At 61.2% G+C, this 20026-nt stretch carries 15 protein-coding genes; 7 read left to right on the top strand and 8 right to left on the bottom strand.

The genetic code is table 11. The annotated features are described in order from the left end of the window. Positions 1 to 159: 159 nt before the first annotated feature. The 3 genes from BT122_RS09680 (at position 160) to BT122_RS09670 (ending at position 5197) form a co-directional block, all read left to right on the top strand. Positions 160 to 2106 carry a YidC/Oxa1 family membrane protein insertase gene (locus BT122_RS09680; protein ID WP_072355720.1) on the top strand — a complete coding sequence of 649 codons (1947 nt, stop codon included), beginning with the start codon at positions 160 to 162 and terminating at the stop codon, positions 2104 to 2106. After that, on the top strand, positions 2096 to 4231 hold the full coding sequence (locus BT122_RS09675) for a sulfatase-like hydrolase/transferase (protein ID WP_353612550.1): 2136 nt from the start codon (positions 2096 to 2098) through the stop codon (positions 4229 to 4231). The genes BT122_RS09680 and BT122_RS09675 overlap by 11 nt, the downstream gene beginning before the upstream one ends. Before the next feature lie 135 nt (positions 4232 to 4366). Next, positions 4367 to 5197 (top strand): HAD hydrolase family protein, encoded by an 831-nt coding sequence (locus BT122_RS09670; RefSeq protein ID WP_072355719.1) that lies wholly within the window; start codon positions 4367 to 4369, stop codon positions 5195 to 5197. 179 nt (positions 5198 to 5376) lie between these two features. Here BT122_RS09670 and BT122_RS09665 read toward each other — a convergent pair whose 3' ends face one another. Together BT122_RS09665 and BT122_RS09660 are read right to left on the bottom strand one after the other, a co-directional pair. Continuing rightward, positions 5377 to 6585, bottom strand: a complete 1209-nt coding sequence (locus tag BT122_RS09665; protein ID WP_072355718.1) for an NADP-dependent isocitrate dehydrogenase — start codon at positions 6583 to 6585, stop codon at positions 5377 to 5379. Positions 6586 to 6653: 68 nt separating this feature from the next. Beyond that, the gene (locus BT122_RS09660; protein WP_072355717.1) at positions 6654 to 8783 is read right to left on the bottom strand and encodes a DUF3825 domain-containing protein; all 2130 of its coding nucleotides are present in this window, start codon (positions 8781 to 8783) and stop codon (positions 6654 to 6656) included. 432 nt (positions 8784 to 9215) lie between these two features. On the opposite strand from BT122_RS09660, the gene BT122_RS09655 reads away from it, so the two are divergent. Then, positions 9216 to 10547 (top strand): MFS transporter, encoded by a 1332-nt coding sequence (locus BT122_RS09655; RefSeq protein WP_072355716.1) that lies wholly within the window; start codon positions 9216 to 9218, stop codon positions 10545 to 10547. Between the two features lie 58 nt (positions 10548 to 10605). After that, positions 10606 to 11538 (top strand): glycerophosphodiester phosphodiesterase family protein, encoded by a 933-nt coding sequence (locus tag BT122_RS09650; RefSeq protein ID WP_072355715.1) that lies wholly within the window; start codon positions 10606 to 10608, stop codon positions 11536 to 11538. A gap of 73 nt (positions 11539 to 11611) precedes the next feature. On the opposite strand, the gene trmB is transcribed toward BT122_RS09650, so the two are convergent. The 3 genes from trmB to BT122_RS09635 are packed head-to-tail and all read right to left on the bottom strand — an operon-like array spanning position 11612 to position 13749. Beyond that, the gene (trmB, locus tag BT122_RS09645) at positions 11612 to 12484 is read right to left on the bottom strand and encodes a tRNA (guanine(46)-N(7))-methyltransferase TrmB (RefSeq protein ID WP_072355714.1); all 873 of its coding nucleotides are present in this window, start codon (positions 12482 to 12484) and stop codon (positions 11612 to 11614) included. 10 nt (positions 12485 to 12494) lie between these two features. Then, positions 12495 to 12797 (bottom strand): NADH-ubiquinone oxidoreductase-F iron-sulfur binding region domain-containing protein, encoded by a 303-nt coding sequence (locus BT122_RS09640; RefSeq protein WP_286130359.1) that lies wholly within the window; start codon positions 12795 to 12797, stop codon positions 12495 to 12497. Continuing rightward, positions 12784 to 13749 (bottom strand): 3-hydroxyacyl-CoA dehydrogenase family protein, encoded by a 966-nt coding sequence (locus tag BT122_RS09635; protein ID WP_072355712.1) that lies wholly within the window; start codon positions 13747 to 13749, stop codon positions 12784 to 12786. Before BT122_RS09635 ends, BT122_RS09640 begins: the two co-directional genes overlap by 14 nt. 121 nt (positions 13750 to 13870) lie before the next feature. Here BT122_RS09635 and BT122_RS09630 point away from each other — a divergent pair, with 121 nt between their 5' ends. Continuing rightward, positions 13871 to 15049, top strand: coding sequence for an NAD(P)-dependent malic enzyme (locus BT122_RS09630; RefSeq protein ID WP_072355711.1), 1179 nt, complete (start codon positions 13871 to 13873; stop codon positions 15047 to 15049). A 292-nt stretch (positions 15050 to 15341) separates the two neighbouring features. Further along, a complete protein-coding gene (locus tag BT122_RS09625; protein WP_286130358.1) occupies positions 15342 to 16628 on the top strand; it encodes an ATP-binding protein in 1287 nt (428 codons plus the stop codon). A gap of 15 nt (positions 16629 to 16643) precedes the next feature. On the opposite strand, the gene BT122_RS09620 is transcribed toward BT122_RS09625, so the two are convergent. From BT122_RS09620 to BT122_RS09610, 3 genes are all read right to left on the bottom strand, one after another. Then, complete coding sequence (locus BT122_RS09620; protein WP_072355709.1) at positions 16644 to 17987, bottom strand: serpin family protein; 1344 nt, start codon at positions 17985 to 17987, stop codon at positions 16644 to 16646. A gap of 191 nt (positions 17988 to 18178) precedes the next feature. Further along, a complete protein-coding gene (locus tag BT122_RS09615) occupies positions 18179 to 19237 on the bottom strand; it encodes a hypothetical protein (RefSeq protein ID WP_072355708.1) in 1059 nt (352 codons plus the stop codon). Further along, positions 19230 to 19736: an RNA polymerase sigma factor gene (locus BT122_RS09610; protein WP_218161981.1), complete on the bottom strand. Its 507-nt coding sequence runs from the start codon at positions 19734 to 19736 to the stop codon at positions 19230 to 19232. The genes BT122_RS09615 and BT122_RS09610 overlap by 8 nt, the downstream gene beginning before the upstream one ends. Positions 19737 to 20026 lie beyond the last annotated feature (290 nt).

The following is a 20026-nucleotide window of genomic DNA, read 5'->3' as shown; positions in this document are numbered from 1 at the left end:
TCCACCTGCCATCCATCTGCCATGAGGATAACGCAGCGCATGCGGCGCGATATGCGGCATAGCAGGTTCGTGAGCATGTTAGGAGAAGGTAATTGTGTCGTTCTCGCGTGGTAAGGTATCACGGTCCCAATATCAGCTGAAAACCCTGGGAGTTGCATAATGTTTGAGGCGCTTGCGAGCTTTTTCTCTCTTATCGTGCAGCCGGCCTATGACCTCACCGGCAGCTGGTGGGCGGCAATCTTTCTCTTCACCCTGTTCTCTAAGGTCATTCTCATGCCCCTCTCGGTGTGGTGCCAGAAGAACAGCATCGTGATGGTCCAGCTCATGCCCGAGCTCTTCCGCATCAAGTGCCGCTACTACGGCGACCGCGAGACCATCGAGGAGAAGCAGAACGAGCTCTATCACGAGAAGCACTACCACGCCCTGCTCTCGCTCATCCCCCTGGCCATCCAGGTGGTCATCCTCTTTGGCCTGGTGGACGTCATCCACTCCATCACGGACTCCGGCGCCCCCGGCACGGAGTTCCTGGGCCTCGTCCCAATCGAGAACGGCGGGGCGTCGCTCATCATGCCGCTGCTTGCGGGCCTCTCGGCCGTGGTCATGGGCTGGGCCTCCAACCGCATCAATCCCCTCCAGCGCGAGCAGTCCCGCGCCGAGAAGAACATGACCAACGGCCTCTCCATTGCCCTCTCGCTCTTCCTGGGCTTCTACGTGGTGTGCGGCATGGCCTTCTACTGGGTGTGCTCCAACCTGCTCTCCATTGCGGTGCAGGCACTGTGCAACGTGATCGTGAAACCGCGCGACTACATCGACTACGAGGACCTCAATGCCGCGCGCGACGAGTTCAACGCCATCGAGGAGGCCACCAAGGGCGACCGCAAGTGGTACCAGCCAGACCCGCTTGCCCGTCGTGCCAAGGCAGACTACAAGCGCTTCTTCAAGGTCAACGGCAAGCACCTGGTCTTCTACTCCGAGAGCTCCGGCTTCTACAAGTACTTCCAGGGCGCTATCGAGTGGCTGCTCAACAACTCCGACGTGCGCATCCACTACCTCACGAGCGACCCCAACGATCAGGTCTTTGACATCGCCAAGCGCGAGCCCCGCCTCATCCCGTACTTCCTCGACCAGAAGCGCCTCATCACCCTCATGATGAAGATGGACGCAGACGTTGTAGTGAGCTCGCTTGGCGCGCTTGACGTGTACTACATCAAGCGCTCCTACATCCGCAAGGATATCGAGTACATCTACATGTGCCACCACATGACCTCGATGCACCTCACCTCGACCAAAGAGGAGTACGACAACTTTGACACGGTCATGTGCGTGGGGCCGCACCAACGTCGCGAGCTTCGCCGCATGGAGGAGGTCTATCACACACCAAGGAAGAAGCTCCCCAAGATTGGCTACGACCTTCTCGACCGCGAGATTGCCGACTACGAGGCCATGCCCAAGGTGACACACGAGAAGCCCGTCATTCTCATTGCCCCGTCCTGGAACCAAGACAACATCCTCGATACCTGCATTGATGACATGCTGGGAAGACTTCTGGGCCATGGTTACCGCGTGATTGTTCGTCCGCATCCGGAGTACGTGAAGCGCTACCGTCCGCGCTGGGATGCGTTGGTCGAGCGCTATGCCAAGGTGCCCAAGGATGAGCTGGTCTTTGAGGGCGACTTCTCGGGCCACTCTTCCATCCTTGAGTCCGACGTCCTAGTGACCGACTGGTCCTCCATCGCGGAGGAGTTCTCGTTCACCACGCTCAAGCCGTCGCTCTTCATCGACACGCCCATGAAGGTCACGAACCCAGACTGGGAGCAGGTTGGGATAGAGCCCACCGACATCAGCCTGCGCAATCAGATTGGCCGCTCGCTCGACCCGGCGGACCTCTCTGACCTCGAGGGCGTCATCGACGACATGGTTACGAACTCCTCGTCCTGGAACGACAGGATTCGCGAGATTAGAGACGGCTTCATCTACAACCTTGGCCATGGCGGTGAGGCTGCGGGCGAGTACATCCTGAGAGAGGTTCTCGCCAAGCAGGAGGGTAAGGACATTACGGCTGCCGGTGCTATGGCAGAGAATGGCGGTGTGCGTGATGGTCGCTAGGCATGCGTGTGATGGACGCGTTGCGCGTTGCTTCTCGAGGGGAGTCATCGTTGTCTGGGATGTCTTGGGCATTTCTGCGATAAGCGCCTGCCTGCTCACGGCCATGGCCACGCCGGCGCTTGCCTACGTGGACCCCTCGGTCATGACTTATACGATTCAAGCGCTGGCCGCGGTTGCTGTTGCGCTCTCCGCGGTCCTGGGCGTGGCCTTCAGGCGCACCCGCAAGGCGCTCATGAGGATCCTGCACATTGATGAGGGCGCCAAGCGCGTGGCGGAGCCGGCCGTATCGCGCATCGACCCAGCCGGGAAGCCCGCGGCAGACGCGTCGGCACGCGAGGATCTTGCCGCCATGGGCGGGTCCGCACTTGGTGGCTCCAAGCGCCGCACGCCCAGTTTGCCGTGGGGGCGTCGCCTTGTGCTTGCGCTTCTCGCCTGCGCGCTTCTCGTCCTTACGGTGCTCGTGGTGGCGCCGCTTGAGCTTGTTGCCGGCAGCTCCGACAGCCTCCTTTTTGGCATAAAGCAAGTATGGCAGGTTGTGGTGGTGGCGGGTCTCGTCGTTTCCGTTGTTTTCGGCCTTGCCATTTCGGCAGTTCGTGGGCGCGCCTTTGACGTGGTTGTTGCCATAGTCGTGGCGTTTGGCGTGGGCGCCTACGTGCAGGTGCTCTTTATGAACTCGAGCCTGCCAGTTGCCGATGGCAACCTTGTAGACTGGACCCAGTACAACAAAATCACTGCTATCAGCCTGCTCGTATGGGCAACCATTCTTGTTGCATTTTTGGTGTTTGCGGTCAAGCGTCCACGTATCGAGAGGGCTGTTTCCGCAGTGTTGAGCGTTGCCCTCATCATTGTGCAGGTGACGGGCGTCGTGGGCATCGTGACCAAGGCGGCATCCGAGCCAGAGTCCATCACCATTACCGAGAAAGGCCTCTTTGACGTCTCTGGCAAGAAGAACGTGGTGTGCTTTGTGCTGGACATGACCGACACCGCGGATGCCAAGCAAGCCTATGCCGACAACCCCAACATGCTTGACGGTTTGGATGGCTTTACCTGGTACCAGAACAGCACGGGGTCGATGATTCCCACGCGCTATGGCATTCCGTCTCTGCTCACGGGCGCGCGGCCGCAGGAGGGCGAGGATGCGGCGGATTTTCTCTCGTCCATGTACACAAACAGCCACTTCTTGGATGATGTGGCGGCTCAGGGCTACACCACGGGCATCTACTCTGACTCTGCGGATTGGATCGATGGCTGGAGTGAGTACCTGGGACAGCATGCTGAGAACTTCGAGAGTACCTCGGACGTTGCGAAGAGCGCCCTTGATTGGCAGGGGACGCTTCGCATTCTGTACCAGTGCGCGCTGTATCGGGACATGCCGTGGATTGCCAAGCCATTCTTCTGGTTCTATACGGACCAGATCAATCAGGTCATGACCGCAAGTACGAGCGGGACATCTCCTGACCTGACGCCCTATATCATGGATGACCCTGCCTACTACCAGGCGCTCAAGGAGAATGGCCTTTCCATCAACGACGAGGATGCCTCGTTCCGCTTCATTCACCTTGTTGGTACGCACTGGCCCTATACCATGGATGCCGACGGCAACAGGGTTGCGGAGTCTAGCGACTGGGAGTCGCAGATGGTTGGTGCCTTCAAGATCGTGCGCACCTACCTTGACGAACTCAAGCGTTTGGGCTTGTATGACAGCACAACGGTGATTATTACAGCAGACCATGGTGTGTGGTATCTCACACCAGACGTGTTGGACGGCGTTTCGACGCCAATCATCTTTGTGAAGCCCGCACAGTCTGCCGAGGCGGACACCGTGCCGTGCCAGATTTCCCAACAGCCAGTGAGCCACTACGATCTTCAGGCAACCATGCTTAAGGGTATGGGTGCCTCGCAGGATGTGCTTAATCACTACGGCGAGTACAACCAGGCAATTGAGGATCGTAGGGACCCTGCGGATCGCCTGCGCTATTACCTCATGACGACGAGTAACGGCAAGTTCGACACCGGTTGGCGTGAGTACCAGATATCCGGCGACTCTCAGGACTTCGCGAACTGGCACCTCGACGGGAACGATTGGACTATCACAGACGATGACGCCAAGCGCATCTGGCACTAATTGTCTTCTGAGGTGACGTTTCTATGCTGCAAGTGGCGCCACCGCTCATCTTGGGCGGTGGCGCCCTTGCTTTTCAACGGCGCCTGAGCCGGCCGCGGTATGATGGCAGGGTTGCGTTATTGAAGGGAGCTGTTGATGACGGGTGCTGGCTTTGCGGGAAGGGCGATGGCGAGCGACTTTGACGGAACACTCTTCTTTGGCATTGGCGGCAGGGCGCATCCGCTTCATCGGTTCCTCCCGCGCGACATTGAAGCTATCCGGACGTTTCGCGCTGGGGGTGGACTCTTTGGCGTGTGCACCGGGCGTCCGCTTGGCGCCGTTCTTGCGGATGCGGGAAGAGACCTGAGCTTCGACTTTGCCATCACGAGCAGTGGTGCGTGCGTGAGCGACGGGGCGGGGAACACGCTGTTCTCACGCGAGATTCCCGACGACGATGTGCGCGCACTTCTGGATGCAACGCGTGGACAGACCTCGCGGCCGCCGTTTATAGCGTTGGAATCTGGGTACCTGGTGCTGGGTGGTGCTAGCATTCCCGGTCTACCCAAAGCGTTTCTCAAGCGACTTAGGGTCGTGAGCTCGGTTGATGAAGCGCTGTCCATTGGACATGGCGACAACGGCGGGGGCGTGCAGGTTATCTCGCTGGGGTTTGGTACCCAGGAGCGCGCTGCGCGTTTTGTGGCTGGAGTGGGGGAGTTGCTTGGGGGCAGGGTTTCCGCTTTCCAGAATCTCGATTCTGTGGACGTGGTGCCCACAGGGTGCTCAAAGGGCGCCGGTCTTGCCGTCGCGCGTGAGCGTCTGGGGCTTGGCCTGGTTGGTGGCATTGGAGATTCCTTCAACGACCTGCCGCTTCTGGACGAAGCGGATGTTGCGTACACCTTCAACCGCGCGCCCGAGGCGGTGCGCGAGGGCGCCGATGTGCTAGTGGACGACGTTGTTGGAGCACTTGCGGATCTTGAGCAGCGATAGACGGGTTCGAGAGGCAGTGGCTTAGCCGTTCCCGCCCCTGGTCCTGGCACGAAAAACCGTAGCCCAACCGTCGAATTGCGCCAGGTCACGCATGCAAGCGCTTGGGGAATTCCCAAAGAGCAGAGGAGGGGGCGAGACTATGGCCTCGCCCCCTCCTGCCTTGATTCGATGCGGCGTCTCTACACGCCGGCTTCAAGCTCGTCGCGAATGGCAAGGATGAAGTCACGCGTGTTGAGCTTGGTGGAGTTCTCTAGCGTGGTGATGCGCGCAAGGTCGCCCGTCATGCGGCCGTCCTCGATAGTCTTGACGGTCGCGTGCTCCAGGCGCTTGGCAAAGTCCACAAGCTCCGGCGTGCCGTCCAGCTCGCCGCGCTTGGCGAGTGCCCCGGTCCACGCAAAGATCGTGGCCACCGAGTTGGTCGAGGTCTCCTCCCCGCGCAGGTACTTGTAGTAGTGGCGCTGTACGGTGCCGTGTGCCGCCTCGTACTCGTACTGGCCGTGGGGTGATACCAGCACCGAGGTCATCATGGCAAGCGACCCAAACGCCGACGAGAGCATGTCGCTCATCACGTCGCCATCGTAGTTCTTGCATGCCCAGATGAAGCCGCCCTCGCTCTTCATGATGCGTGCCACAGCGTCATCGATGAGGGTGTAGAAGTACGTGATGCCCGCCGCCTCAAAGCGCTCGCGGTACTCGTTCTCGTACATGTCCGCGAAGATGTCCTTGAAGCGGTGGTCGTAGATCTTCGAGATGGTGTCCTTCGAGGCGAACCACAGGTCCTGATGGGTGGAGAGTGCGTACTCGAAGCAGCTGTGCGCGAACCCCTCGATGGAGGAGTCCACGTTGTGCATGCCCTGGATCACGCCCGGCTGGTCAAAGTCGTGAATCAGGCGACGCTCCTCGTGGCCCTCCGTGTCGGTGAAGACCAGCTCGGCCTTGCCGGCGCCGGGTACGCGATACTCGACGTTCTTGTACACGTCTCCATACCCGTGACGCGCGATGGTGATGGGGCGCTTCCAGCACTTCACCACGGGCTCAATGCCCTTGACCACGATGGGCGCGCGGAAGATGGTGCCGTCGAGCATCGAACGGATGGTGCCGTTGGGGCTCTTCCACATCTGGTGCAGGTGGTACTCCTCGACGCGCTGCGCGTTGGGGGTGATGGTCGCGCACTTGACTGCCACGCCCAGACGCTTGGTGGCCTCGGCGGAGTCGATGGTCACCTGGTCGCCCGTCTCGTCTCGGTGCTTAAGGCCCAGGTCGTAGTACTCGGTCTTAAGATCGACGTACGGGCAGATAAGCTCGTCCTTGATGATCTGCCAGATGATGCGGGTCATCTCGTCGCCGTCCATCTCGACGAGCGGGGTCTTCATTTCGATTTTCGACATGCATGCCTCCAGCGCGGTCTAGTTGCGGCCCTTCGGTGCCTTTGTGATTCCAGTCTACCCGAGCAAGGCTACAGGACGATTTCCGGCGAGAGCCATGTGGGCTGGTCTCGGCTCACGACGCGCGCGCAGGCATAAGCGCGCGGCAGCGAGAGGATCGCCGCTCCACGGTACGCACCGGACGGCATGAGCTCAAGCGACGCGGCGCAATCGGCCACGCCATCGTCTACCAGGCAGAGCGGCAGCAGGAGCCGCATGGTACTGGTGGCGGGGTCAAATGCCGGCGCTGCCATGCGATAGCTTGCCTGCGCTAGGCGTAGCGAGAGGGTCGTGGCATCCTGGAGCGCGCGACCCATGCGGCGGTAGAGGCTGGGGTCTCCCTTGATGGTGCGCGCCAGCTTCCGGCATGCACTGCGCCCCAGGCGACCGTTGCCGGCATCCATGCCGTCACGCAGCAGGCGCGATGCCTCGGGGCTTCCGGCCAGCTGATCGGCGAGGAAGGCGCGCGGCAGGCGGCCGACCTTCTCGCCCAGAAGCGCTTCGGTGTCAAGGATGAGCATGTGCCCCGGCTGGCAGACAACGTCCTCGACGCGCTCGAGGTAGCTTGCCGGCTGCGGCAGCTCGGGAAGCGTCGCCACAAGGCGGGCGCCCAACTCCCCCGAGCCCGCAGTGGCAAAGCCGTCGAGCTTCCAGGGAATGTCGCCGGAGTTGGGCGAGAAGACTGCGTAGACGTCCTCGCCAAAGGGGGTGAGCAACCCCGTGTTATAAGCAGCGAGTGAGCTGTCCGTCGCCGTGGCAATGCGTCCCTGCTCAACGGCACGATGGAAGGTCACAGTGAGGTACTCGCGCAGGATGCCATAGCGAGAGGGACCGCCCACGCCCTCGCCGGGGAAGTTCCAGCGCTCAGGCGCTGCCATGGTGGCAAGCGTCCCAAGCGTGCGCTCCCAGGAGCCGATGACTGCGAACTGCGCAAACTCGCGAAGCGGGCTTACGGCCGGAGAGCCCGTACCCTGCTGCGGCGCACCGGCTAGGTCGCTCCACGCGCCCTCGTCAGCCGCGGGAAGGCCCTCAAGGCCAACCTGCTCGTGAACCGCACCGGTTCCGTCGTCGCCATCCACCAGCGCGAGACTCCACTGCTTGCCGGACGTTGGCCGTGACGTGCGACGGATTGTGACCTCAACTGGACCAGAACCGTCCTCGTGGAGGTAGCGGAGCGGGAACGTGACGCGGCTCCTTGTGCCCGAGAGGGTCCCGGTCGAGCGGGCCACGCGCCAGTCCTCGTCGAGCGTGCGGGTGACGTCGGCGTCGATGGGGAGCTTCTGGTAGAGCACACGGAGAAGCTCGTCCTTGCAGTGGACCTCTTCCGAGAAGCGCTCGGGGAGGTTCTGATGGGGGAGCTGCTGCGAGTTTGGCGCGGGGGTGGGTGCGGCCGCCGGCGCAGGTGCCGAGACGGGCGTAGGTGCTGGGGCGACGGGCGCCGGGGCTGCAGCCGGTGTTGGCGCCGTGGGCTGTGCCTGGGCAGCGGCTGCGAGGTCTGCCTCCATGTCCTCGTAGGGGTCGTAGGTGATGGTGAGGTTGATGCCAGAGCTGGCGGGCGTCTCGGGCGCCGGCTGCTCGCGGGTCTCGGCTTCAGTGGCCTCTGCCTGCGGCTCGTTTGGCTCTTTGGGGGTCTCGGCGGCGGGGGAGGGCTTCGGCGCCGGCGCAGGTGCTGGCGCCGGTTCGGGTTCCGGCACGGTTACGGTTTCAGGCCCCGGCTCCGGCGCGGATGCCGGCTCTGGCTCGGCCGCAGCTTCCGGCTCCGGCGCGGGCTCCGGCTTGGCCTCGGCCTTCTCGACGTGGCGCGGCTTTGTCGGCTTGGGGTCGTGCGAGCCCTTGCGACGCTTCCACGGCTTGCTCTTGCTTCCCTTCTCGCCTGCGCTGTCGGAACCAGACTGTCCCGCGCGCTCGAGGTAGCCGTCGTACTCCTCGTTGGGCACGATCGTTGCGTAGACGCATCCCTTTTTGAAGACGGTGAGCCGAACGAACTCGGGAAGCGCCTCCATAAGCGATTGAATGTCCTCCTGCCCAAGGTCCTGCGGCGCAATGCCGTCCTCCAGAAGCACCTCCTCGACGCGCGAGAGAAGCGCCTGGCGGTTGGTCCCAAGGGTGGACGAGAGAAGCTTGTACAGGTAAAGCCTGTTTCCTGGTGTGATTCTAGGCATCGTTTGCGGCCTTCCTTCAAGGGCTCCCGAGAGCGGGGGCTGAGTTTGCAAGTTTCTACAGTATCACCCGCGGGTGTCGGCGCACAGCGGATTCGGCGCGGATGGGGCTTGCGCCGACGAGAGTGGTTGCTTGTCGCCGGAGCACGCAATTTGATGCACTGTGCACCATTTGGCCACTTCCGGCGACATTTTGTCGCCGGAGCGGGGGGTTATGTTGCAAATGGCGAAAATATAGCTCTTCCGGCGACGGCGACAAGGGCAGCAAAGCAGCTGAGAAGGGCGCCGCCGGGAGAGGAGCGCGTCGCCGGGCGAGAAGGGCGCCGCTGCCCCGCTCCGCGCCGCCTGCCAGACCGCCGGCGGCCGACGGCACCTCCGTCCCTCGCGCCAGCTAGCATCAAAGATGTGCGGCAACCCCGGCGTTAGGAGGAACCCGTGAAACTCAACGTGCGCAGGACCGTCCTTATCGGCTTTGCGTTCTTCTCCATCTGCGCGTTCTGGCAGATGTACAACAGCGTGATTCCGCTCATGCTCACGAACACGTTCCACTTGGACGAGACGTTCTCGGGCATGATCATGGCCGCCGACAACGTCCTCGCCCTCTTCCTCCTGCCGTTCTTTGGCTCGCTCTCGGACCGGTGCCACAGCCGCCTGGGCCGCCGCATGCCCTTCATCCTCGTGGGTACGGCGCTTGCCGTGGTTGGCATGATCTTCCTGCCCATCATCGACAACGCGTACTATGCGGACGGCTCGGGTGCCCTTCTCGCCGCGTTCATTGGCGTGCTGCTCTTTGTGCTTGTTGCCATGGGGACCTACCGCAGTCCAGCCGTGGCCCTTATGCCGGACTGCACGCCCAAGCCGCTGCGCTCGCCCGCAAACGCGATCATCAACCTCATGGGCGCCGTGGGCGGCATCATCTACCTGGGGATTGCCTCCGTGCTCTACAACAAGGGCCGCACTGCTGGCCTCGATCACGTGGACTACCTGCCGCTCTTTGTGATTGTCGCTGCCATCATGGTGGTCTCGGTAGCTATCGTGTTTCTCACCGTAAAGGAGCCCAAGCTCGAGGCCGAGGTCGCGGCATACGAGGCCAAGCACCCCGAGGAGAACCTTGTCGAGAAGGACGCCGCCACGGGCAAGGAGGTGCTCCCCGCGCCGGTCAGGCGCTCGCTGGGCTTCCTTCTCGCATCCATTGCCCTGTGGTTCATTGGCTACAACGCCATGGAGACCTGGTTTACCACGTATGCGCAGGCAGAGTGGGGCATGGCGCTGGGCGAGGCAAGCCGCTGCCTCATCGTGGCCAACGTTGGCGCCATTGTCTCGTACATTCCCGTGGGCGCCATCGCCAGCCGCGTTGGCCGCAAGCGCACCATCCAGGGCGGCATTGTGCTTCTCGGCGGAGGCTTTGCGTTTTGCGCCGCCTGGACCTTTGCCGGCATGGGCTTCTCGCCCGTGCTCTACGTGGTGATGATCGTCCTTGGCATGGGCTGGGCCGGCATCAACGTGAACTCGCTGCCCATGGTGGTCGAGATGTGCAAGGGCTCCGACACCGGCAAGTTCACGGGCCTCTACTACACGTTCTCGATGGCTGCGCAGACGGTCACGCCGATCGCCGCCGGCTGGCTCATGCACAACGTGAGCTATCGCTCGCTCTTCATCTACGCCACGGTGTTCGTGGCCGCGAGCTTCGTGACCATGCTCTTCGTGCATCACGGCGACTCGAAGTTGGTCGAGAAGCGCGGCCTCGAGGCGTTTGACACGGACTAGCGCTATCCTAGGCGCATTGCGTTCTGTGTCGCTGGAATCGGGGGGGGGAGGACTTTCGATGACAACCTGCATGATTCGCAAGCATCCGGCGCTCTTTGCCGCCGGCATCGCCGCAGGCCTGGGAGCGGCTGCCGTGTGCGGGATGGCACCGCGCACGGGGGACAAGTCGGTCGACGAGCGCTGGGAGGAGTTCGCGCGCTACCGCTACGCGCATCGCGGCCTTCACGACGACACGCTTGGCGCCCCGGAGAACTCGCTCGCGGCCTTCAGACGCGCCCGCGAGTACGGCTTTGGCGTTGAGCTGGACGTTCACCTCACGGCGGACGACCGCCTGGTGGTCATCCACGACTCGGACCTCAAGCGCATGACGGGCAAGGAGGGCACGGTCGAGGAGCTCACGCGCCCGCAGCTCGAGGAGCTTCGCCTCAACGGGACAGGCCAGGGCATTCCCACGCTCGGCGAGGTCCTGCGCATCTTCGAGTGGAACGGGGAGGGTTCCATGCCCGCGCCGCTCATCATCGAGGTCAAGACGTACTGCGAGAACGCCGACCTTCTCACCAGCCGTGTCATGGAGTGCCTGGACACCTTCGACGTGCGCTACTGCATCGAGAGCTTCGATCCCGCAGTGCTCGTGTGGCTTCGCTGCAACCGCCCCGAGGTCATCCGCGGGCAGCTCTCGATGGACTTCCTTGGGCGGGATGCCGGCGCGAGCGCCAAGGCGCTGCCTCTGCCGCTGTGCGTGGGAGCGACCGCACTTCTCGGGAACGCTGCCGCCAAGCCGGACTTCATCGCGTACAAGTTTGATGACCGCAAGCAACCCGCCGTGCGCCTGGTGTGCGGGCTTCTCGGCGGCAAGCTGGTCACGTGGACCATCCGCAGCGAGCGAGACATGCTTGCCTCCGAGGAGGAGGGTGCACCAGTGATCTTCGAGGGCTTTGTGCCCGCGCCGCAGTCCTGCGTGAACGCACATTGGGCTGGCGCCACCGCATAGGCGCGCGAGCAACGCCAGCATCTAGCTGCGTCGCCTTGCCATCATGCAAGGCGGCGCTTCTCTGCTGGGGCATCTAGTCGGCGTTCTGGGCGGAGCTGCTGCCCTTGTGGCCTTTTGCCCAGAGCTTCGCCTCGCGGTTGCGCATGTTCCATACCGTGGCCTCCATGCCCAAGGGAACGTAGTCGAGGTCCGCGAGGTCCTGGGGGAGGTACTCCACCAGGCCGCGCTGCGGCGTGGGCGAGAAGCTCGCGGGTGCTGGTCCCGGCGTTGCCTCCAGCGCGAAGACCTTGGCGCCGTTTGCGGCAAGGCGCTCTTCGTAGCCGCTTGTGGGGTCGTCGGGGAAGTCTGCGCGGGCGTCCTCGCTGGTCCAGAGCACCTTGTAGCCGGCAGCGGCAAGCTCCTCGAGCGTGAAGAGGTAGAGGGGCCGGCTGTCGGTCTTGAGCCGCAGCGTGCCCTGTGGCGCGAGGATGCGACGGTAGTCCATGAGGCAGGTGGCGTCGGTGAGGCGAAGGCGCGCCTGGCGCTTGCGCGGGAACGGCGTGGGGAAGTTGAGGTAGATGCGCGAGAGCTCGCCGGGGGCGAAGGCCTCTGTCACGCGATGGCCGTCCCAGGCGAGAAAGACGACGTTCTCGAGACCGCTCTTTGCGGCGAGACCGCCGGCGTACGCCATGCAGAGGGGCTCGCCGTCCATGCCGAGGAAGAGGACGCCCGGCTCGCGGCGCGCTGCCTCCACCGTGAAGGCGCCCTTGCCGCAGCCCAGGTCGAGGCGTACCTCGCGAAAGCGTCCTGGTTGCTCCGCGCCGTCTGCTGGGATGGCGGTGCCGCTCAGGGGGTGGCATGCCTCGGCCCAGCGGCCGGCATAGTCCTGTGGCGCCGGTTCGATGTAGTCTGCGTAGCGCTCAAGGCGCTCCTCGAGGACGAAGTGCTTGGGTGTGCGTGCGTGCATTGAACCTCGGCTATTCTTTGCTCGTCTCGGCGCTGGATGCGGATGCGATGTCTGCATTTCTCCCGCCTCCCAGCGTGAACGTGGTGGCGGCGTGCAGCATGTTGACCTCTGCCAGCTCCAGCTTGCCGTCGATGTAGGGCTTGTACATGGCATCGATTGACCCCACGCCCATGGAGCAGCCGACGCACTGCTCGCAGGACCCGTCGCCGCAGAAGTTGAGCCCGCGGCGCACGATCTCCTCGCGCTCTTCTCGCGTGGTGTCTTTGATGAGGACGCTCTGTGTCATGTGCTGGCGCTCCCTAGAGCTTGCCATGGAGCTTGAGCTCTTCGATGAGCATATGGTCACGGTATTCGGCAAGGGTCTCCGGAGTGTTGCCCGTCTCGGGGGTGCGGTGCGAGAGCTCCTCGTTAACGCCCCTCTGGGCGATGTCAGCCCACTCGGCTGGGAACTCCTTCCAGTCTGCCATGTCCTGGAGCCAAAGCGTCGTGGAGTCGCGCAGGTGGTTCATGAGCCCGGAGACGCCTCCCTTTCCGCCGCCAAGCTCGAACACAAGGGACGGCCCCATGATGCCCCAGCGGATGCCAGGACCAAAGGTCACCGCCTTGTCCGCGTCCTCGACCGAGCACACGCCGTTCATCACGAGATCCGCCACCTCGCGGTAGAGCGCCATCTGGAGTCGGTTGCAGATGAAGCCCAGGGCTTCTTTCTGGAGCACAACGGGCTCCATGCCAATGCGCTGGTAGAAGTCCTTGGCGCACGCGACGGTCTCCTCCGTGGTCTTCTCGCCGCGCGTTATCTCAACGAGGGGGATGAGATGAGGCGGATTGTAGGGGTGCCCGCCGCAGAAGCGCTCGGGGTGCTTTGCGTTCTTGGCGATTTCGGTCACGAGAAGTCCCGAAGTGGAGCTTGCGATGATTGCGTCCGGGGCTGCGGCGGCCTCGATCTGCCCAACAATCTCCCACTTGACCTCGTAGTGCTCCGCCGAGCTCTCCTGGATGAACTGCGCGTTCTTCACTGCCTCGGCGACGGAGTTGGTGTAGTGGATGCGGGACGCGATTTCCTGCGCCTGCTCCTCGGTGTAGACGCTGTTGTTTACGAGGGAGTTCAGGCTCTCATGCACACGCTGCTGCGCAAGCTTGCTGGACTCCGGCGTGCGGTTTTGTGCCCAGACCTCAAGGCCCGCCATTGCGAACTTGAGTGCGTAGCTGTAGCCGATGACCCCCGCGCAGATGGATGCGGCCACCTTGATGTCGTTCGCCTTCATGCCAATCCTTCCGACGCCCGTTTGCAAAGAAGTATAGGCCGGGTAACGTGCTCTGGGCATCTGTCGATGGCTTAAGATAGAAAGGTCGTGTAAGTTGTCCCCTTTCGTCGAAGGAGCCAAGATGGCTGACGATGCAAAGCAGCACGCACTTGACGCACACAAGGAGTGGCACGGCAAGATCGAGGTCGTGAGCAGGGCCCAGATCAGCACGCCGGAGGAGCTTGCCGTGGCCTACACGCCGGGCGTCGCTGTTCCCTGCCTGGAGATCCAGAAGGATCCGAGCCTCTCGTACGAGTACACCCGTCGCTGGAACCTCGTCGCCGTTGTGACCGATGGCTCCGCGGTTCTCGGCCTGGGCAACATTGGCCCCGAGGCGGGCATGCCCGTCATGGAGGGCAAGTGTGCTCTCTTCAAGACCTTCGCCGACGTGGACGCCTTCCCCCTGTGCATCCGCTCCAACGACGTGGATGAGATCGTGCGCACCGTGCAGCTGCTCGCCGGCAGCTTTGGCGGCGTGAACCTCGAGGACATCTCCGCGCCGCGCTGCTTCGAGATTGAGCGTCGCCTCAAGGAGACCTGCGACATTCCCGTCTTCCATGACGACCAGCATGGCACCGCGGTCGTGACCTGTGCCGCGCTGATCAACGCGTGCCGCCTCACCGGTCGTGATCTCGGCGACGTCAAGGTGGTCTTCTCGGGTGCCGGTGCTGCGGGCATCTCCATTGCTCGCCTCATGAAGCGCATGGGCGTGAAGGACATCATCATCTGCGATCACACTGGTGCCATTTACGAGGGCCGCGACGGATTGAACCCGGTGAAGCAGGAGGTCGCCACTTGGACCAACACCGAGAAGGTCCAGGGCTCACTTGCCGACGCCCTCAAGGGTGCGGACGTCTTTGTGGGCGTCTCCAAGCCCAACCTGGTCTCGCAGGACATGGTGCGCTTGATGGCCAAGGACCCCATCATCTTTGCCTGCGCGAACCCCGTGCCCGAGATCATGCCCGACGAGGCGCTTGCCGCCGGCGCTGCCGTGGCGGCGACTGGCCGTTCGGACTTCCCCAATCAGATCAACAACGTGCTGGCGTTCCCGGGCATCTTCCGCGGCGCGCTTGACGTGCGTGCGAGCGACATCAACGACGACATGATGGAGGCTGCGGCCTACGCCATCGCCGGCCTGGTGGACGACGAGCACCGTGCTGCGGACTACATCATCCCCGGTGCCTTCGACAAGCGCGTCGCGTCTGCCGTCGCTGCAGCCGTGGCCGACGCTGCGCGCAAGAGCGGGGTTGCAAGAATCTAGCTTCGGGCGTTCGAGTACTCGAACGAACGTATTTGAGAGGGCGGGCCTTTGGTCCGCCCTCTTTTCGTAACGAAGCTTCACGTTATTCTGACGGCGGAGTTCCTTTGTGACTGCTGTTTTTTGCCCTTCCTAAACAGCTGCGTATGATTCCATAGGAAAATGTGGGAGACTCGCACGTTTTTCCAACGAATAATGTGGGAGTAATCCACATTATTCCAACGAAAATCGTGTGAGTTGCGTATGATGGGCCATACAAGCGATGGATGGGGGCAGCCTGATGCAGAGAACTCTCATGAACGATCTTCTTGCGTGGAAGACCCGCGAGAACCGTAAGCCCTTGGTTCTAAAGGGGGCTCGTCAGACCGGCAAGACCTGGCTCATCGATGAGTTTGGCCGTTCTCAGTTCAAAGATGTAGTGCGCATCGATTTCATGCAGGATGAGGGCGCACGCACCATCTTCGATGGCGACTTGAATCCGCGTCGCATTGTTCGAGATGTCGAGCTTAGAGCTGGACGCCCAATTGATCCCTTAACGACCCTTCTCGCCTTTGACGAGATTCAAGAAGCACCTCGTGCCTTGACGTCGCTCAAGTACTTCTGCGAGCAGGCGCGTGAGTTTCATGTGATTGCTGCGGGGTCGTACATGGGGCTGGCGCTGAGAAGAGCTGGTGAGTCGTATCCCGTTGGCAAGGTCGACGAGCTCACGCTGCGGCCGCTTTCTTTTGAAGAGTTTCTTAGGGCAGCAAATGGAGATCCCGTTGCGGACGCGCTTGAGGCGCAGGACCTTGGAGCACTTGAGAGACTGCACGATGTGCTTGCCGCTCGCTTGAGGGATTACTTGGCTGTTGGGGGTATGCCCGAGGTTGCCCAGGCGTTTGTGCGGAGTGGGGATTACAACGAGTGTCGCCGGCTACAGCGGCAGATTGTCGACGGATATGAGGCGGACTTCTCAAAACATGCTCCGGCACGCATTCTCGAGAGGATGCGTCTGGTCTGGAAGTCGCTACCCGGTCAGCTCGCGCGCGAGAACAAGCGCTTCGTATACGGGGCAGTGCGGCCAGGAGCGCGTGCCCGAGACTTTGAGGAGTGCATTCAGTGGCTGGTTGATTACGGAGTAGCGAGCAAGGTTCCCCGTGTCGACGCGCTGAGGTATCCCCTTGTGGGCTATGAGGATGTGTCAAGTTTCAAGCTCTTCTGCGTGGATGTGGGACTGTTGGGAGCTTTGGCGGGGCTTGATCAGAAAATCGTCCTTGATGGATCAAGGCTCTTCACGGAGTTCAAAGGTGCGCTTACAGAGCAATACGTGGACCAGCAGCTGCTGGCACATGGGCACGCGCCCGTATACTGGTCGTCTTCGACGGGCACTGCCGAGACAGACTTCGCCATCGAGAAAGATGGCGCTCTGCTTCCCATAGAGGTGAAAGCAGCGGAGAACCTCAAGTCGAAGAGCCTCAAGGTGGCATGCGAGAAGTTCAGTCTGTCTCGCGCCGTGCGCACGTCCCTCTCGCCGTATCGCGATGAGGGGTGGCTTGTGAACATCCCCCTTTGGGCTATTGGACAGATTGACGGCTTGGCGTAAGGGTTTGCACGGCGCCTACTCCATGTGTGTCAGAACGCCTGCAAACAGTGGCGTCAGGGTCATGTTGTCGATGATGAAGTAGACAAAGGGTCGGTCTAGGATGACCTCCCGGACCTCGGGCTCATCTGGCGTTGCCGTTGAACCGGCCTCGCCTATTGCGGTAACCGCTGCCGCCTTTGTGCCTGCCTCATTTACGTCAATGAAGGTCTTTTGGAGCACGGCGCTAATGGCAAGGTTGCCGTCCTTGAGGGTGGCCATGCGCGAGAAGTTGGCGAGGTTTGGGTCGAAGGCATCGCGCACGCCCATGGCTACCAGCTGGTCGTTGAGCGTGGTCTGGTAGTCAAGCGAGAACTTGGGGAGACCGGCTGATACCTCGATGTTGGGAACGGGGTTGGTGATCATGTCGAGTAGAGATGTTCCGTCTAGCGATGCCACGAGGTCCGCAAGCTGCACGCCCTGCTTGGGAAGCAGCGCGACAAAGGCAAAGTTGTAGTTCTTATAGGGCTTCAGGAAGCCCTCTGCAAGGCTGTTCTCGAGGTAGGCTGTCTCATGAGAGTGCATCATGCGGACGCTCTGCTCGTCTCCTTTCTCGGTGGCGAAGGTGTCGCCCTGCACGTCGCTTTCCTCGTACGGTTCTTGCCAAACATCATCAAAAGCAAGGGCGTTAATGAGAAAGAGCTGATCATCTGCGGCGATACGGTCCACAAGCTGGTCGATCATGCCATCGGTCTTGGAGCTGACCCAAGAATTGATGTCTTCGGCGGTCGTTGGGTCGAACGGCGCCGAGAACGCCTGCGCGTCAAAGGAGTCTTTGCAGGCGGCGAGGTAATCCTCCGAGACGCTGAGGTCATCTGACGACCTCAGCCAAATGGAGTTTGCGCACTTGAGGGCAAGGGCGTCACCCTTCTGCTGCGTGTCGTAGAGGTCCTCGCCAGAGATGCGACGGACGCAAGCGCCCAGGTAGGTCGCAAGCGAGTCGATATCCATGCCCGTTGCGGTCCCTAGCTGGGAAAGCGTATCGCCTGCGGCACCGGCTCCCGCTAGGGCCAGGGCAAAGAGCGCCGAGAGGGGAGAGACAAGCACGTTTGTCTGCTGGATTGTGGGATATGTGCCCTGAAGCAGACGAACAGCAAAGTCAAACGGCGCGTGCGTTGCCGTCTGGCCTGCAAGGGTGTCAGCGATGGATTCTTGCTTAAGTGCAGCTCCCTCGACGCCTGCGGTAAGCTCCGTGGCAGAGATGTCTGGGGCATTATCCTGCGCATTATTGCTGCCGCAGCCCGTAAGCGCCGTACCAAGCGAGAGCGCTGCAGGCATACCGAGGAGGGCGAGGGCAGTGCGTCGTTCAACGAGGCGTTCCATGGGGACTCCCTTCGCATTGCGTAACGCAATTATACGTAGAGGAGTCCCAGGGAATCGCCTGCGAGCTGGCGAACGAGTGTTTTTGCACGCATATCGGAGTTACCAGCTAGTGAGCTAGCGCTTGTGAGTACCGACCGGGACGGTGCTGGTGGAGCCGTGCGAATCAAGGCTGCGGTGCAGCGAGCGAGGCCCTATTTCTGCTCGAGCTCAGTTAAAACGAACAGGTCGGGTGGCTGGCTGTAGATGTATCGGAGGCGCTCTTGTGCAGCGGCATAGTCATCCGTATGGTCTGGGTCATCACGATAGCATTTGATGGCTGCCTCGGGCTCGACCTGGGAATCCAGCCATTCGTCCAAAATGTTGTCAAAATCCTCGCGTAGCGAAATGGAATACGCGTGACTCTGCACGCCGCCCCCTTGGAGGTGCGCTGTCATAGTGAGAGTGGTTGACGCCAACAGATCTGCGCTTCGTTTTTCAAGGAGCTTTTGAAGTGCAACGTATGCTTCGGCTTGCTGAACGGCATCTTCCCAGGTTGGTCCAGAAAGGTTTATTTCGGATAGTTGCTGAGAAAGCGCCGCATCGAGAGCGTCGTCCGTGGGGAACTCTGCATACAGAGTTCTGTTAAATGCCCGCTCATCTGCTGCCTGGCCATCGTAAGTCACTACGTAGCTTGTGGCGGTACCGTTATTCTCTGGAAGAGACTCATTCTCGCCTGTCTCCCCGTTATACAGTGCATCAAACCTTACGATAGCTTGCCCTGTCGCATCGTGGTCTTCCTCACGACTTGTATTTGGCCCAGAGAGTGAATACTCAATTGACTCAATCCCATCCCCCATGCAGGTAAGGTCGATATCTCTCGAGGCATACCACGTTCCGGTATCTGTGGTGCCCGAGGAACCAAGGGTGCTAATAAACCTCGTGGTAAGCATGCTTCCGTCCCCCTGGGGCATGCCCTCAGCGTATGCACGCAGCACAAAAGGATTACTAGGATTCTCTGTAAGAGAGTCCTGGTCGTTCTGGTGATTTCTGCCGAGAATTGCCAAACCCAATAGAGAAGCGGCAACACCTGCTGACACGGCGCCACCCCACAGGAGATTCCGTCTTGTGACGGAGCGACCAGTTCCGGTCCGGACGATTGCGTCGCCATCCATTTGCCGAGTCTTGCGTTCAACCCCTTCTCGCACCTTATTGGGAAGCCGTACTTCCTTGGCCAGTGCTTTGAGCTCCCTCTCTAGCTGCTCGTCACTCATAATCGCCCTCCATTCCCATGGATTCGAGATACCTCTTCATCTGCGATCTTGCTCTGTGGAGTCGTGTACGCACAGTGGCAGGCTGACAGCCCACAATCCTGGCGATTGTCTCGGTTGGGTATTCCTCAACGTAGTGAAGAAGAGCGACCACCCGCAGCTTCTCGGGTAGGGACTTGAGTGCCGCCCAGACGGGATTCTGCGCAAGGGCACTTACCACCGCTTCCGCAGGGTCGAGATCTGCAGAAGGGATTGCAGTGATCATCTCGTCGGATGGGGCAATACGCTTGTGCCAAGGAGACCTATACAGCTCACGGCATCGATTGATGGTTACGCGCAATAGCCAGGCGTGGAGGTGCTCTTCATCGGCAAACTCCGTATCGCTCGTAAGAAGGCGCAGGAATACGTCTTGAGAGACATCTTGGGCATCAATTTGAGAGCGAGTCTGGCTTAGGGCAACAAGATATACGGCGTCTCCATGGAGGTTCATTGCATGACGCATGAAGTTTTCGCTTCTGCAGCCCGAGGTGCGATGCTGACTACCTCGCATATGCAACCTCCGCTCCGTCTCGTGGCCGTTTACTTTCTACACGCTTCAATAGAGTCGGATGTTCCCTATAAAAGAAAAAATCGGTCATCGCATGTGATGGCTCTGCGTTTGCATCTTTTACGGCACGTCCGCACTCTGTATGTGGACCATGCGACGCTTCCGCGCAAGAATAACTAACTAAAAGCACTCGGAAGTTAGCATATGAGTATTATTTTATTGGCGAGATGTTGCATCCAGCAGCC

It is taken from the genome of Olsenella sp. kh2p3 (assembly GCA_900119625.1).
GTDB lineage: Bacteria > Actinomycetota > Coriobacteriia > Coriobacteriales > Atopobiaceae > Tractidigestivibacter.
Note: the sequence above shows the minus strand (reverse complement) of the source record. Positions and strands in the feature narration are given on the sequence as shown.

Bases quoted from the DNA above. Each gene is read 5' to 3' on its own strand.
- BT122_RS09615 (WP_072355708.1), bottom strand. From the start codon at position 19,237: ATGAGTGACGAGCAGCTAGAGAGGGAGCTCAAAGCACTGGCCAAGGAA.
- BT122_RS09660 (WP_072355717.1), bottom strand. From the start codon at position 8,783: ATGCCTAGAATCACACCAGGAAACAGGCTTTACCTGTACAAGCTTCTC.
- BT122_RS09635 (WP_072355712.1), bottom strand. From the start codon at position 13,749: ATGAAGGCGAACGACATCAAGGTGGCCGCATCCATCTGCGCGGGGGTC.
- BT122_RS09625 (WP_286130358.1), top strand. From the start codon at position 15,342: ATGAACGATCTTCTTGCGTGGAAGACCCGCGAGAACCGTAAGCCCTTG.
- BT122_RS09620 (WP_072355709.1), bottom strand. From the start codon at position 17,987: ATGGAACGCCTCGTTGAACGACGCACTGCCCTCGCCCTCCTCGGTATG.
- BT122_RS09675 (WP_353612550.1), top strand. From the start codon at position 2,096: ATGGTCGCTAGGCATGCGTGTGATGGACGCGTTGCGCGTTGCTTCTCG.
- BT122_RS09680 (WP_072355720.1), top strand. From the start codon at position 160: ATGTTTGAGGCGCTTGCGAGCTTTTTCTCTCTTATCGTGCAGCCGGCC.
- BT122_RS09630 (WP_072355711.1), top strand. From the start codon at position 13,871: ATGGCTGACGATGCAAAGCAGCACGCACTTGACGCACACAAGGAGTGG.
- BT122_RS09610 (WP_218161981.1), bottom strand. From the start codon at position 19,736: ATGCGTCATGCAATGAACCTCCATGGAGACGCCGTATATCTTGTTGCC.
- BT122_RS09650 (WP_072355715.1), top strand. From the start codon at position 10,606: ATGACAACCTGCATGATTCGCAAGCATCCGGCGCTCTTTGCCGCCGGC.
- BT122_RS09640 (WP_286130359.1), bottom strand. From the start codon at position 12,797: ATGGCAAGCTCTAGGGAGCGCCAGCACATGACACAGAGCGTCCTCATC.
- BT122_RS09665 (WP_072355718.1), bottom strand. From the start codon at position 6,585: ATGTCGAAAATCGAAATGAAGACCCCGCTCGTCGAGATGGACGGCGAC.
- trmB (WP_072355714.1), bottom strand. From the start codon at position 12,484: ATGCACGCACGCACACCCAAGCACTTCGTCCTCGAGGAGCGCCTTGAG.
- BT122_RS09670 (WP_072355719.1), top strand. From the start codon at position 4,367: ATGACGGGTGCTGGCTTTGCGGGAAGGGCGATGGCGAGCGACTTTGAC.